A 14,277-nucleotide genomic window follows, 5' to 3' on the forward strand; every position below is an offset into this window, starting at 1 on the left:
GCAAGAATGCTGAAGCATCCCACTCTGGACCTTCTGGGCCAACTCGGCCTCGCCGGCATGGCCAAGGCCTTCGCCGAGATGGAAAGCAACGATGACGCAGCCAGTCTCAGCCACGCAGAATGGCTGGCACTGCTGCTCGACCACGAGGCCACCTACCGAAATGACAGGCGCCTCGCTCTGCGCTTGCGACATGCCAAGCTGCGACACCGCGCCGTGCCCGAGGACGTTGATTACCGAACGCGCCGCAGTCTTGACCGCCGGCTCTTCGAGACGTTGCTCGCTGGCGAATGGATATCCAGGCACGAGAACTTGGCCATCATCGGCCCGACCGGCATCGGGAAAAGTTGGTTGGCCTGTGCGATCGGTCACAAGGCCTGCCGTGATAACCGTTCCGTTCTCTACACCCGGTTGCCGCGGCTAATCGACGAACTCACCTTGGCCAAGGGTGACGTCCGTATCGCTGCTCGCCTGAAAAGCCTTGCCCGGGTCGATCTGCTGATCCTGGATGATTGGGGGCTTCAGCCTCTCGACGGCAACGCCCGGCACCATCTGCTCGAAATCCTTGAGGACCGTTACGGTCAGCGCTCCACGCTGGTCACCAGCCAACTTCCGGTGCCCCGCTGGCATCAGACCATAAACAATCCGACCTACGCCGACGCCATCCTGGACCGCCTCGTTCACAACGCACACCGCCTAGAACTCGAAGGTGAATCCATGCGTCGAAATGCCGCCACCGCCGCGGCTTGACCAAGGCGCCAACATAGGTGACATCCACGACCAACGATCAGGCGCTTCAACTGCGCGCGATCAGATCGGAACGCTGCGCGGCATCAAATCGGAATGCCTGCGCGCGATGGTCGGAATCCGCAACCAGATACCTTACTTCGCCCATGCGTCCGCCGTCGGCAACGGCCACGGCGTTGCGTAGCTTTGCAACGTCAATGCCGACGAACGCCTCTCGTAGCTCATCCATGACACCATCTCCGCGATAGCGAAGGCTCAGCACCTGCGCTGCCCTCGCCAACACAGTGTAAGCGTAGGGCCGCCCTCAGTCGCGCAGCGGACATACGGTCTTACCCAACACCGCTCCTAAGTTCGCAAATAACTGCGACCTTAAGACCGATCCATCATCCCACCGGCAAGGCGCCGCTCAGCGGATGCGTACGAAACTACCAGCCTCGGAGCATCTGCAAATGTGGGGGATTTTTACCGGATACGGTCGGGTGAAATGCCTGTCCGAGACTTTTTGAAATCACTTTCCGCGACTTAACGGAATCGCAGTCCAGGACTTTCCAAAACACGCATACGGCGCTCTTGGCGAGCGCATCTGCGTCTGTTATTCATGGCTCGCGCTGCGTAAACGGCAGCGCCGGGACTGGTAATCCCGCCAGAGAAGCAAGCTCGGGAAACTCTGTTTTCCGGGGTGCCGTTGCGCATGTCCAGACCTCCGGGTTAAAGGCCGCGGCGCATGTCTCTGGCATGTTACCAGCTCCGGCGGCTCCCGCGCCTAAGCGTGCGGGAGTTCGGGACCAGTTCGCATTTGTCTCGTCTATCCCTTTCACCCGCTCAAATGCGGACCGGAGGAATATGATGGACGATCTTAGTTCTGTCTCATCGCAGCACGGCGGCCCGACATGGCGGGCTAATAAATTTTGTGCTTCGGCGCGCGGCGCCAAATTCATGGTTAATGGGAAAAATATTAATAATATTACATCGACACCAATTGATAAAAATATAAATATTAATTCATTAGTAAGATTTTATCTTTATATAAAATTGATAATTACGCGCAATAAATTTAAAGAAACATTCAATTTATTGCGACTTATTTCTTATAAGATTTTATATTTTAATTCCTTCGGTGTTGGGGGGCGTAAATTATATTTTTACTGCAATAGTGTTGCTAAGGCACGCCTTGTTAATGCTGGCGGCGATCACAAATGTTCTGATTTTGTGCAATCTATATGTCTATGCTCAGTAAAAATTTGTAAATGTGTATTAAAATTACAAAAAATTTCGATATATGAAAATATACATTCCAAGATAGACAATCTCTTTCAGATAAATATTTTATGGCCCATTCATATAAAATGCGAAAATAGCAAATGTGCGCCACATATTTGCGTGGAGCAAGTGTGATGTCTCCTCCAGACGTTCCACCCGGCCGCAAAAAAGGTATTTCCGATGCGCACGCCCTGATAGCTTGGCATTCATCCCATTCTGGGTGGCTTCACAGATACCTAGTACGTACGCTGCACGTCCAGCCATCCGAAGCAGACGACATCGTGCAAGATACATGGCTGCGGATCAGCCACACCTCGCTCAGCGATGTCGAGCATCCCCGCGCGTTTCTTTCGCGTGTGGCGGTCAACCTGTTTCGAGATGGGCGGCGCCGCGAGCATGTGCGCAGCAGTCATTTGCGTCTGGTCTTCGATAGTTGCCGAGACAGCATCGATCCTTCCGCGATGGCGGAGCAAGAGGGCAATCTGGAGCTCGAGCGGGCAATTCTCGATTTGCCCGAAAGCATCCGTGATGTATTCATATTGAGCCGGTTTCGCTCGATGACGAATCGAGACATCGCGGCACAGCTTGGGATCTCGGTGAAAACCGTCGAATGGCGGATCGGCAGGGCTATCGAGCTTTGCGCCCATAGATTGCGGGGCTAGGCGGCAGGGGATGGACGAGGAGGATTTCGCGGCGCGGCAACGGGGCGAGGACGCAGCCCGGTGGTTCGCCCGCCTCAAGACAGTACCGGTATCCCAAGGTACGCTCAACGATTTCTTCGCTTGGCGCCGCGATCCGGACAATGCCAAAGCTTTCGAAGATGCGGAACGGTTCTGGTCGACGGCGGCGAAGGTGGGCGAGCGCCCGGCAATTCTGCGCGCCATCGAGCAGGCCGAGGCGCGCAGTCAATCCCGGCGACGCGCTCCTCGAATACCGCGCGCCCTGGCTGTCCTCGCCATCGGTTGTGCCGGGCTGCTCCTCGTATTTGCCGGGATAGGTGCGTTCAGCACGAAAGGGGAGACGTTCAGCACACCTCCAGGCGAACAGCGAATGATCGCACTGGCAGATGGATCACGCCTCAATCTCAACGTCGAGACAGCCGTGCGCGTTAAGTACACCGCCGAGGCCAGGCAACTGGAGTTGCGGAGCGGCGAGGCGGTTTTTCAGGTGGCGCACAACAAGGCGCGGCCGTTTACGGTGACCGCGGGCGGGGTCACCGTGACAGCCACCGGAACCCGTTTCGATGTCGCGCTTCGTGCGAAGACGACCTTCGTGACCCTGATCGAGGGCAGCGTTCTGGTCCGCGCTGCCGATGGAAAAACCATCCGCTTAAGTCCCGGCGAGCAATGGCGATCATCAGCAGGTGGGGCCACGTTGGAGCGCGTGAACGCAGAGGCCGTCACCGCCTGGACCCAGGGGCGCATCATCTTCGAAAATGCGCCGCTTGCTGATGCTGTCGCCGAAATCAATCGCCATCGCGGGAGGCAGATCGTTCTAGGCACACCGCAACTGGGCACCCGCCGCATCAGCGGTTCCTTCGAAGCTGGTGATAGCGAGAGCTTCGCGGCCGCAGTCTCCGCTCTGTTGCCGGTGGAGCAGACTTTCGACAAGGCTGGACGCATCCGTTTATCAGAGCGGGTCATTACGCAAAAAGAAAATGATCAATCCCGTTAGGGTTACTGCACTCCCCGCACGTCTTATTCCCAAACAATGCTGATGCAGATCCCGGGTGCTTTGCCCTTGCACTGCAGATGCGTATCAATGGGATATGGCTATGAAAATGAGGGGATCTCTTTCACTTCTCTATGGAGCGGCTACCTATGCCGCGCTGTCGTGTGCTTTGCTCGCAAATGGATCAGTGCAGGCCCGGGGAGCGCGCTCGAAAGCGATCGCTTTCAATATTCCTGGCGGATCGTTGCAGGCCGCATTGACGGCTTTTGCCGGGCAATCGGGCCTGCAATTGATCTATGCTCCCGAAAATGTGGCTGGCCGGACGGCGTCGGCGGTGCGCGAAAAGCTTCCCGCCCGTGTCGCGCTCGACCGTCTCATCAAGGGCACGGGCCTCCACATTCGACAGGTCAACGAACGCGTCATCGTGCTGGAGCGGTACGGCACACGCCCGGGTACCGGTGCCTTGACCGTGTCAGGAGAGGCTGATGCCGCGTCGCAGACGGCCGCACCAATTCCTGATTCGATTGCGGCGTCAGGCGTAGGAACCGAACGATCCGCGCCAGATCCGATGACTGCACGCGATGAAGAGATCGTAGTGACAGGGAGCCGCATTCGCGGCGCGGCCAGTCCGTCGCCGCGCACGACGGCCACTCGTCAGGCGCTAGAGGACGCTGGCATCACCGATATGGCGGGATTTTCACGGATCCTCCTGCAGAATTTCACTGGCGGACAGAACCCGGGTGTTGCCGGAGGCGGGGACCAGGGCGGGCAGAACAATATCAACAACTCGGCCACGCTTAACTTGCGGGGTCTCGGCCCCGACGCCACGCTGACTCTGATCAACGGCCATCGCCTGGCTTACGATGCGCTCAATCAGGGTATCGATATATCGACGATTCCCCTCGCTGCCATTGAACGGGTCGAAGTGGTCGCGGACGGCGCCTCGGCGCTCTATGGGTCCGATGCGGTAGGCGGCGTCGCCAACATCGTCCTGCGCCGCGACTATTCCGGTGCGCAGGTCAGCGCCCGCTATGGGGCTTCCACTGACGGTGGTAACAGCCAGCAGCAGTATACCGGCGTGACCGGCGCACGGTGGAATTCCGGCGGTGTGATGGTGGCTGCCGACTATACCCACTCGTCGCCCATCACCGCAGCGGATCGAAGCTACACCCGCCATCTCGACGAATCGCAGATGTTGCTGTTGCGTAATTCCCAGTTCAGTGCCGTTGTCGCAGGGCATCAGAGACTGGCTGAAGGCGTGACCTTCGAGATAGACGCCCAGGTCGCCGATCGCCGCTCGCGCAAGGCAACGGCATTCTTTGTGACCCGGGACGCCTACACCGACGGACTGGTCAATCGTCCCCGCGTGCGCACGTGGGCCCTCACGCCGGTCGTGCGGATCGAGCTACCGTCGCAGTGGACCGCGTCTTTGGAATTCACGCGCTCGGTAAGCAAAACGGACATTCTATCGCATCGCTTTACCGCTGGCGTGGATTCGCCCGGGCGGCTTACTTACGAGAACCACCTGACCAATATCGAGGGTAGCGCGGAAGGACCGCTGGTACGCCTTCCCGGCGGAGACGCGCGCCTCGCAATCGGCGCAGGCTACCGCAAGTTCGGGCTCGATATTGACGTCAGCCAAATTGTCGGCGGCGCCTCGGTGACGACCCGCGATGCGCGCGAAAAACGCAACAGTCTCTTCGCTTACGGCGAGCTTGCTGTACCAGTCGTCGGGTCGGCGAACCGCTCGAGCGGCTTTTACGATCTCCATCTCAGCGCGGCGGTGCGTTACGAGCGGTATGAGGGCATCGACGAAGTCGCGACCCCCAAGTTCGGGATCGTCTATGCTCCTCACCGCGACGTTACCCTCAAGGCCAGTTGGGGGCGATCGTTCAAGATTCCGACTCTCAATCAGATCAATCAGGTTCAGGCAGGCAGCCTGCTGCCTGCGAGCCTGTTTGCGCCCCAGCCAAGCCCTGGCTTGCCTGCAGGGGCGACGGTTCTCTTGCTGGGCGGCGGCAATCCGGATCTGCGCGCCGAGCGTGCAACAACCTGGACGGCTACCTTCGAACTTCGCCCCAGCTTCATCCCGGACCTTGAGATAACGGCCACCTATTTCGATGTCGATTACCGTCAGCGGATCGCCTCGCCGGTGACATCGGTGCTGTCTTCGCTCGGCAATCCGGCCTTCGCCGATTTCATCACTTTCAATCCCTCGGCGCAGCAGATCGAGGCGATAATCGCAGGCCTGCCCGAAGGGCTGAGCAATCAAAGTGGCGGCCCGTTCGACCCTGCGGGCGTTGGAGCGATCATCGACACCAGCCTGCGCAACACTGCGCGCGAACGCGCCCGCGGGCTTGATATCTCGGCCCTCTACCGAGCCGCATTGGGTGAAGGGGATACCCTTACGCTCACGGCCGCAGCCAGCTACCTTGATGCCGACCGCAAGCTGAGCGCCGGACAGGCACCGTTGGAGCGATCCGGCGTAATCTTCACTCCGCCGCATTGGCGGGTGCGGGGCGGGCTGAACTGGGAGCGGGCCAATACTCAGGTCGCTGCGTCGCTGAACTACGCCGGCGGTGTTGTCGACGACCGTTTTGTCGTCCCCGCGGCGATCGGTGCCTTCACGACGCTTGATCTCAGTGCCGGTTTTCGCAGCACTGCGCAGGCAGGATTGCTTCGCAATGTCGACCTGCGCGTCTCCGCGCTCAATATCCTGAACGAGAAGCCAGACGTGATCAGGACGAGCGATCCTGCGGCAATTCCTTTCGATTCGACCAATCAGTCCTCGATCGGTCGGTTCGTCAGCCTGGCGGTGACCAAATCATGGTAAGGATGAGCCATGCTATCTGCGCCCTGGCCACGGCCTTGCTGTCTTGGCCGGTGCACGCCGCGGATAGCCAGGACTGCGCAGATTTGCTGCCGGAGTCGGGAAATGCGGTTCGCCGGGCGCTGATTGCCGAGGATCTGGCCCGCCTGCGTGACATCGGGCCTGTCGATACCCCCAGCGAGGACCGCCGTATCCTGGCCTTGTCGCCCGATGGCAAGCATCTCGCGTTCCAGCTGCGGCGCGCCAACCCGCAGGGCAACGCCTATTGTCTCGCCATGGTGGTGGCGGATGTGACAGGCAGCCAGCCCGTGCGTATTGTCGATCGCGGCGGGGAATTCATCCGCACGACGCTGGATCTGAGGGCGCACGCGGGGTCGCCGACGGGGATTGCCAAAGTCATCACGCCGCACTGGTCGCCTGACGGGCGATGGTTTGCCTATCTCAAGCGCGAGGGACCGGTCACGCAAGTGTGGCGAGCCAACGCCGATGGAAGCCGCAGCGCGCCAATCACGCGCAGTGATGACGATGTTGAGGATTTTTACCTGGCGGGGGACGGCAACCGCCTCGTCTTTTCCGTCGCGTCTTTGCGTGAGACGAACCAGGCTATCGATAATGAGGGTCTAACGGGTTTCCATTATGATGAGCGTTTTGCTCCGGGTTCCAGCCCGCGGCCTTTCCCGCCGGCCCCGGTACAGCGCATGGTCTGGTTCATGGACCTGTCTTCCGGTGCGCTGCGCCCGGCCACAAACGAGGAGCGCGAAGGTCTGGAGGCGGGAGGCCCGCGCGAAGGGACCTGGAAAGAAGCGAGCAATCCGCGTGGCGACCGGGCGTGGCTCGATACGGCAGCACCGACATACTGGCAGCAGTTGGGCCGTCTGACAGTGGATTTTGCCGACCGTCGATCGCTCGCATGCCCAGATGCAGTGTGCGCAGGTGTTCGTCGTCCCTGGTGGACCAGGCAAGGCTACGTCCGGTTTGTGCGGCGGGAGGGCTGGGCTGACGGTTCAACCGCGATTTACCAGTGGCGGCCTGGCCATGGAAGCCCACGAAGGATCTATGTCACTGACGACGTGCTGGTCGACTGTGTGCCCGACGGCGATGGGTTGATCTGCCTTCGCGAAAGCTCTCTCATCCCGCGCCGACTTGAACGACTTGATCCGCGAACCGGCCATCGACAGGTCCTGTTCGATCCCAACCCGGAGTTTGCGGGCCTGTCGCTCGGAAAAGCCGAGCGGCTGCATCTTACCAATGCTTATGGCCTGCCTTCGATCGCGGATCTTGTCCTGCCGGTGGGCTATCAGCCTGGCGAGCACTATCCGATGGTGGTGGTGCAGTATCATACACGGGGGTTTCTGCGAGGAGGGACAGGCGACGACTATCCCATCCAGGCCTTCGCCAATCGGGGCTACGCCGTACTCAGCGTAAGCAAACCCGCATCGATCGGCTTGTCCCGGACCACGGACTTCGCCGAAGCCGATCGAATCAACCTCAAGGATTTCGCGGATCGCCGCAGCGTCCTCTCTTCAGTCGAGCAGGGCGTCCGCCTGGCGATCGCGCGGGGTATAGCTGACCCCAAGCGTGTCGGCATCACCGGTCTGAGCGATGGCGCTTCGACGGTCATGTTCGCGCTGCTGCATAGCACGCTCTTTTCAGCTGCGGCCATGAGCCAGTGTTGTTATGATCCCACAATGACCGCAAGGGGTGGGCCCGGGGCTGCGAAGAGTTTTTACTTCTATGGCTACCCTAAGCTGACGGATCGCAGCACGCAGGCCGAGGATTTCTGGCGTCAGATCGCGCTGTCGTACAACGCGGACCGGATCCGCACCCCAATCCTGCTTCAATTGTCGGACGACGAGTACAGTAGCGCGCTCGTTACGTATACGGCGCTGCGCGAGGCAAAGGTGCCGATCGACATGTTCGTGTTCCCAGGCGAGCATCACATCAAGTGGCAACCCGCTCACCGTCTGGCCCAGTACCAGCGCTCGCTCGACTGGTTCGATTACTGGCTCAAGGACACGCGCCCTGCGGCATACGCTCGGCCCAGGGAACTCAGCCATTGGGAGGCACTGCGTCGCGACCAGCTTTCGGCAGGAAATTCGTGAAATTCCAGAGGCGATTCTCTGTTGTCCTGGATCCGCCTCAGGATCCTTCGCCGAGCTTGGCCGTGACCCAGGCTTCTACGTTGAGCAGTTGGAGGAGGCGGACATTGCGTTCAGCGTCCATCATGCACTCGCGGCGAAGGCATTTCTCAATTGCCAGTCGGTCGATGAGACCTTGCTGCGCGAGGTGCCCATCGAGAAGGCGTCGCTCGATAAGGCTATGATGCTCTCGGATAATGGCGTTGCAGAACGGATCGGGGCTCCCCTTTGATCGCCGGGCGGTGATCTGCGCCGGTAGAGCAGTGGCGAAGGCCTCGCGGGCTACAGCCCGATCACGGCCTCCATGGCGCCACTGCCAGCTGGGAATCGCGAGTGATTCCTCGACAATCGGCTGGGATAGCAGGGGGGTGATGACCGGAAGGTGGCGACTGCGATCCGGCTCCAGGCTTAACTGCGGACGAAGGAGGGCCGCGATATGTGCCGCCTTGCCCGGAAGCGCCCCAGAAGGCGCAACAAGCCACGGGTGCGCGGCGGGCTGCACCGCCAAAGCGGCACAGAGGCTCGGCTCAAGCAGAGCGGGAGTAGGGCGCCAGCGATAGGAAGGTGGTCGGAGGGTGAGGCGCAATGCCGCACGCAGCGCCGGAAAGACACCGCTCTGCGTCTGCCTGCAGACATCTTGGATGGTGGAGAAAAGACCAGGGGATAATCCTTCATGGAGTGCTCGGTCAGCGATCGCGGCGGCAGATTGGGAATAGGCAAAGACGTTGTCGCCGCCGTTGCCGGTGAAGAATGCTGCGGCGCCCGCTTGCGTCGCGGCCGCGACGTTGGCAGCCTCATAAGCCTGCTCCTGGGCGCGGCCGATGGGTCTTGGCAGGTGGTCGCCAAGCGCGCGGGCCGGATCAATCCCCGCCATTTCAAAACGCTGCTCGGTCAGTCCAAGCCCCAAGTGGCTGCACAAGGACCGGGCATACGCGCGCTCGTCTCCCATCGGATCGTCCGTGAACATCGTGACGCATGTGGCGGAAACGCCTGGCGTGGCAAGGCAGGCTGCGATGATGGACGAATCCAGCCCGCCCGATATACTAACCAGGGCACGAGGATAGAGCGAAGCCCATGCCGCTACGCAGTCTTGAACAGTCTGCCGCAGTCGGTCGGCGGCGATGGCAATGTGCCTTCCCGCAACGGGCGTGGTGAAGGCCCATGGCGACCATTTTGCGGTAAGCGCCGCGCTATCGCCTTCGAGCCTGAGAGCAAAACCCGGAAGCAATTCGCTGATACCGTCCAATACGGTTTCTGCAGTTGGCAGGCCATCCCAATAGAGAAAGCGTGCGAGTGCCGGCCAGTCGATCGCGGGGCGTACAGTGTCGCTTGCGAGGAGCAGATCGATGTCCGAGGCCATGAAGGTGGTGCTCGCCGTACGCGTGAAATAGCAAGGAAGAGCGCCGGACGGATCGCGCATCACGCTCGAGCAAGTGCCGTCGGTTTTTGCCGAGACATAGCCGCCCCAGAAGCGCGTAAGCAGATCGCTTTCGGTGCTGATCGGTGGCATTGCATCGAACGGCTGGGAGCAGTCGTCACGCTTCTCACGGTCATTGCGACGGAAGAGGGTGCCTAGAACGACGCCGCCTTTTGTCGGAAAAGGGGTCAACGCCGCCGGATTAGCGAGCGCCACCAGAGGGTGCTCTTGGTGGATTACGTCCAGACCTGTCAGCTCCGCCAGGCGATCTGCAGAGGGGGTATGCACGCCGCCGTGCGCGATACTCAAGAGATAACGTGGTCGCATGCGACAGACATGATCGGCGTGAACAGGCGAACTTGTTCGAGGTCGCCAACGACGACGGCGTCGCCGAGTTGAATCCAGCAGTGCGCCGCGAAAGGATCCATGCGGACGCCGAACGTCAAAACGGGGCGAAGACCTCGCCTCACACACAAGCGCCAGGCTGCGAGCGCCCGAGGCAGGCATTTGTCTGCAGAGCGCATCATTTGCGCTGTCGTGGCAAAGGCTGCGCCGATTCGCTGACCATCGACAACATCTCGCGAAAGCGAGGCCAGGCGGGAGGGGGCCTTGGGCAGGTCCGCCAGAACCTGTGCCAAGGGAAAACGTCGCAACGCAGTCTCGGCGCGATGCTGAGCCAGTGCGGCCCTCGCAACCTCCAGCAGGTTCCCTCGCGCCGTGGGTGCTGAGCTGGATCCGGTGCGAGCGCCATAGTCGCGCCGGATCGGCACAAGCGAAAGCGGGCGGCGATCACACTCTCCCGGGCCGGAAGCCAGGATGTTGCAACGCAAAAGGCGCTGCAGCGCGGCTTCGCCAGGATCGCCGCCCGCGGCCCAACTCTGAAACGCGCCCTGCAAGGCATGGGGAAGTGTGAAGTACTGGTCCTGTTCAATATCAAGGAAGACGGCGCGGTCCGTGCAGATGCACCAGAAGAGACCTTCACGTACTCGCATGATTCCGCGCATCCCCGAAAAGGGCGCGTGCCCCTTCATAAGGGGCACGCGCGTCTTATGGTCAGTCGTCCGTGAGACCGCTGCCGGTGAGCTGAAGACCTCGCTCGAAATCATTGATCCCGACTTGGCCACCCTTGGTCTCGGTGCTCACCGCACCAAGCTCGACCATGGTATCTTCTTCTACATGCTCCATGACATTTCTCCGTTGCTGCGACATGCAGCAGCGGAATTATGACCCTGAGAGTTGTTGGGAAGAAGGATATATGGAAAATATGCAACGAATATATGCGGAAGTAAAAATGTCTTCATAAATAAAAAGCGCAAAACGCTGAAAATTAATTCTCCAAGACGGCCATTTTTGGGAACTTGGATGTGTTGATAGGCATATATTGGCTAAATGGAGGGGCCTTTCGGCGGGATTTGCTTAGATTTCAGCTTGAGTGCGCATTGCTTTGATAACAGTTCTGGCCATGCGCTTACGAGAGGTATGGTAGGTCGCAAGCAGACGCCGCAGTCCTGCTAAATCCTGCGACGAAGCCGCCGCGTGGATCGCCGACAGCTCTTCTCGACCGCTCAATTCATAGGTCATTTCGATATGCCGCGCGGCGCCGAGCCGCGCGTTTGTCCAGCGCATTGCCTCCGCGTGGATCAGACTGGATGAGGCGCGGGCAATAGCGGTAAATATCCTTTCAACGGCCTGGACACTGTAATCATAGTCTTCTTCTGGCAGCGCTATGCCGGACAGTGTGCGCCGGCGCAGCGCCGAAAGAACCAACTCTTGGTTCCAATCGTAAAGCTCGCGCAAATCGGCTTCTTCCATAGGGAAGGCGAAGTAGCCGTCGCCATGGCGGAGATCGACGAGGTGCTCGCCTGCCAGAATGTGCAGTGCATCTCGCACTGGTGTCACGCTGATGCTCAGCTCATCGGCCACCATGAGAGGTTCGATTCGGCCACCTGGTCGCACTTCAAGGTGGGCAAGCCGGTGCCGGATCGAGTCGTACGCGCGCCTGGTTGCTGGCCCCAATCTATTCATACCAAGCAGGCCATGCTCGCGCCGGCGTTGTCGTCCACCATCCTCGGACCTTGCTGCATGTGGGGGAAGTGGTTGAACTCGAGATGCACGCTGGTCATAGCCTTCCTCTGTCATCAGTGGGTTGACAGGGTAAGGCAGGCTAACGGCTAAGCGTCGAGCAAAGTGCGATTTCTCACCGCCTTTCAAGAGTAGCGAATCAGTCTGCATCCAAAGAAAGGTGGTGCGATCCGTAGAAATCGTGCGGGTTACGCGCCAAATTCTTGCGCCGTTTTCCACGCTCGAATGCCTACTGATTCGACCTGTCGTTAATTGCAGTTGCTTTCTTCCGAGAATCGACTTGCCGCAAAGGGCGTTTACGGTAGGCTCGGCCCTCTGGCGGTAGTCCGGTCAAGCGACCAGTCTCGGGAAGAAAGGGGCTGCAGATGGATTCGGTGTCGGCTCGGTTTGCAAACGGTGGTGACACCCTTGCCGCGGCCTTTCGCAAAATTCGACGCGAGCGTGGTCTGCGTACGGCCGAAGTGGCCCAGCGCATGGGCATGGCGCTGCGTAGCTATGAAAATTTCGAGGCCGGACGCAGCCGACTGGATATTGCCCGCATATGCGAATTCGCGGAGGCCACCGACAGCGATCCCTTTGCGATCCTTTTTTCAGTGCCGTTTCGCTCTTCCGAATTTGCGGTCGCCTGCGCGGACACCAAGCTCGTTTATATCATGATGATGCTCCTTGAAACCTTCTTCGAGGAGCACGGTAGGGATATAGCCTTGCTGGAGCCGCCGAATCTGATTGGCGGCTTTGAACGCGTGTTCAAGGATCTTGGGGCCAAGCTGCGGGAAAACGAGACGACGCTCAGCCGCTTCTTTGAAGGGCGCCAGGGAAATTCGATTTCACTGGGAAATCTCAGCGTTCGCGGCCTGCGCAAGAAACGCGCTTAGTGGATACCGCGCAGCAGCATGACATAGCCTCCGGCAGCTAGACGCCGCGCGCGGCTGATGAGCCGCCGAGTTTGCATCCTCAGGTAATCGGATGGGTGGCCCCAATCGCGCGCGACGACCTCCTCGCCGAACAGCGAGCACGCGATTAAATGTGCCGAGGAATGACTGGCCAGCGCGTTAAGCGTTCGTAGCAGCATTATGGGACGGCTCGGGTTAGACGCTGGCGTGGACACACCGGCTGTAACGCGACCTAACCGCATAATCGCGTCGAGTTGGCGCAAGGCCAATATCCGGCGAGCGAAATGCTCCCTTCCTGACAGATGGTATGTCAGGCAAACCGGCCCATCGAGCAGCGAGCCCTCGTGAATGCTCAGCCGGACGGCATTGCGGCCATAGCCAATTAGCGCTTCCTCGCCGGCCCGATCCTTTAGTACCGTGACGCCAAGTTTGCTGCGATGGATGTCAAACGCGTCCGCACTTTGCGCCGAACATGCACGTGCCGTCGCCCTTATCGTCAGGGGATCCAGTTTGTGATCCCACATCAGCCGAGCGTTGGCGGCATTCAGCTCTGGGGTTTCCTCGAAAGCGCAAGCCCCACTGCGGCGTTGCCGTGACGGCGACAATCACCTCGATTTTGCCATCGCGAATGCCGACCCGCCTGTTGGCAGGCACGGCCGCGCAATAGTCGCCCCGGCGCCTTAGAACTTCCCAGGCAAAGGCACGGGGGTCAGAAAGAAGCGCTGGATCAGGCAGAGCGCGCGCAACGATCTGGGGGTGAGGTTCAGACAAAGCAGGACATGCCATTGGCGGTGCTCCATGGATCTGTGAGACAGCCAATGGACACTGATGCTTCGTGACACTTCGTTTAAACCACTGCAAATTGGCGACATTTTGCGGTCAGAACCACATGAAACGCAACTTGGCTTCGCGCCTTCGCGGAAATCTCGCGGTCCGCCCACCTGATGCCGACGCGTTTCCCGCAGCTTTCTCGTCGGCCAGGCGATTCGGGAAGGGGGCGGGTGGTGGAACACCTCAACGAGTAAGGGTCCGCTGCTTCGGAATGGGCCTGCAGCCGATAACCCCCGGCCAGTGGCGCGCCCCTATCTCGCGGCACCCGCGCTGCCAGCCCTAGCGGCAATGCCACTCGATATCAACGCGGCTCTGAGACAACGTGTGCTCATCTGCAGTGCGGTGTAGAAGGGCGCCGCCTTCGAGCAGGCTTTTGGAAAGAGCCCGCCCCTTTGACCATCACTAATAGGT

At 59.9% G+C, this 14,277-nt stretch carries 14 protein-coding genes; 7 read left to right on the forward strand and 7 right to left on the reverse strand.

Going from position 1 to position 14,277, the window contains the following annotated elements; translation table 11 throughout:
- The first annotated feature begins 6 nt into the window (after window positions 1-6).
- Window positions 7-747, forward strand: coding sequence for an IS21-like element helper ATPase IstB (istB, locus tag PKE80_RS03090; protein ID WP_271181230.1), 741 nt, complete (start codon window positions 7-9; stop codon window positions 745-747).
- 46 nt (window positions 748-793) lie between these two features.
- On the opposite strand, the gene PKE80_RS03095 is transcribed toward istB, so the two are convergent.
- Complete coding sequence (locus tag PKE80_RS03095; RefSeq protein WP_271181274.1) at window positions 794-1,006, reverse strand: hypothetical protein; 213 nt, start codon at window positions 1,004-1,006, stop codon at window positions 794-796.
- Between the two features lie 308 nt (window positions 1,007-1,314).
- On the opposite strand from PKE80_RS03095, the gene PKE80_RS03100 reads away from it, so the two are divergent.
- The 5 genes from PKE80_RS03100 to PKE80_RS03120 all read left to right on the forward strand — a co-directional run bounded on the left by PKE80_RS03100 (window position 1,315) and on the right by PKE80_RS03120 (window position 8,607).
- On the forward strand, window positions 1,315-2,139 hold the full coding sequence (locus PKE80_RS03100; protein ID WP_271181231.1) for a hypothetical protein: 825 nt from the start codon (window positions 1,315-1,317) through the stop codon (window positions 2,137-2,139).
- Window positions 2,139-2,666, forward strand: coding sequence for an RNA polymerase sigma factor (locus PKE80_RS03105; RefSeq protein WP_271181232.1), 528 nt, complete (start codon window positions 2,139-2,141; stop codon window positions 2,664-2,666). Before PKE80_RS03100 ends, PKE80_RS03105 begins: the two co-directional genes overlap by 1 nt.
- A gap of 10 nt (window positions 2,667-2,676) precedes the next feature.
- Window positions 2,677-3,678 carry a FecR family protein gene (locus PKE80_RS03110; RefSeq protein ID WP_271181233.1) on the forward strand — a complete coding sequence of 334 codons (1,002 nt, stop codon included), beginning with the start codon at window positions 2,677-2,679 and terminating at the stop codon, window positions 3,676-3,678.
- Window positions 3,679-3,772: 94 nt separating this feature from the next.
- Window positions 3,773-6,508 (forward strand): TonB-dependent receptor, encoded by a 2,736-nt coding sequence (locus PKE80_RS03115; protein WP_271181234.1) that lies wholly within the window; start codon window positions 3,773-3,775, stop codon window positions 6,506-6,508.
- A 2-nt stretch (window positions 6,509-6,510) separates the two neighbouring features.
- Window positions 6,511-8,607, forward strand: a complete 2,097-nt coding sequence (locus PKE80_RS03120) for an Atxe2 family lasso peptide isopeptidase (protein ID WP_271181235.1) — start codon at window positions 6,511-6,513, stop codon at window positions 8,605-8,607.
- A gap of 37 nt (window positions 8,608-8,644) precedes the next feature.
- Here the strand turns inward: PKE80_RS03120 and PKE80_RS03125 are convergent, their stop codons facing one another.
- The 4 genes from PKE80_RS03125 to PKE80_RS03140 form a co-directional block, all read right to left on the reverse strand.
- On the reverse strand, window positions 8,645-10,369 hold the full coding sequence (locus PKE80_RS03125; RefSeq protein ID WP_211150525.1) for an asparagine synthase-related protein: 1,725 nt from the start codon (window positions 10,367-10,369) through the stop codon (window positions 8,645-8,647).
- Window positions 10,366-11,052, reverse strand: coding sequence for a lasso peptide biosynthesis B2 protein (locus tag PKE80_RS03130; protein ID WP_211150524.1), 687 nt, complete (start codon window positions 11,050-11,052; stop codon window positions 10,366-10,368). Before PKE80_RS03130 ends, PKE80_RS03125 begins: the two co-directional genes overlap by 4 nt.
- A gap of 61 nt (window positions 11,053-11,113) precedes the next feature.
- Complete coding sequence (locus tag PKE80_RS03135; protein ID WP_162177395.1) at window positions 11,114-11,245, reverse strand: benenodin family lasso peptide; 132 nt, start codon at window positions 11,243-11,245, stop codon at window positions 11,114-11,116.
- A 231-nt stretch (window positions 11,246-11,476) separates the two neighbouring features.
- Window positions 11,477-12,292, reverse strand: coding sequence for a GntR family transcriptional regulator (locus PKE80_RS03140; RefSeq protein ID WP_309298975.1), 816 nt, complete (start codon window positions 12,290-12,292; stop codon window positions 11,477-11,479).
- Window positions 12,293-12,507: 215 nt separating this feature from the next.
- Between PKE80_RS03140 and PKE80_RS03145 the strand changes: the two genes are divergently transcribed.
- Complete coding sequence (locus PKE80_RS03145; protein ID WP_008827695.1) at window positions 12,508-13,017, forward strand: helix-turn-helix domain-containing protein; 510 nt, start codon at window positions 12,508-12,510, stop codon at window positions 13,015-13,017.
- Here the strand turns inward: PKE80_RS03145 and PKE80_RS03150 are convergent.
- Together PKE80_RS03150 and PKE80_RS25285 are read right to left on the reverse strand one after the other, a co-directional pair.
- A complete protein-coding gene (locus PKE80_RS03150; protein ID WP_051586921.1) occupies window positions 13,014-13,559 on the reverse strand; it encodes a DNA -binding domain-containing protein in 546 nt (181 codons plus the stop codon). The two genes, PKE80_RS03145 and PKE80_RS03150, sit on opposite strands and share 4 nt — an antisense overlap.
- Window positions 13,480-13,821, reverse strand: a complete 342-nt coding sequence (locus PKE80_RS25285; protein WP_373877733.1) for a transcriptional regulator domain-containing protein — start codon at window positions 13,819-13,821, stop codon at window positions 13,480-13,482. The genes PKE80_RS03150 and PKE80_RS25285 overlap by 80 nt, the downstream gene beginning before the upstream one ends.
- Between the last annotated feature and the right edge of the window lie 456 nt (window positions 13,822-14,277).

It is taken from the genome of Novosphingobium resinovorum (assembly GCF_027922145.1).
Lineage (GTDB): Bacteria > Pseudomonadota > Alphaproteobacteria > Sphingomonadales > Sphingomonadaceae > Novosphingobium > Novosphingobium resinovorum.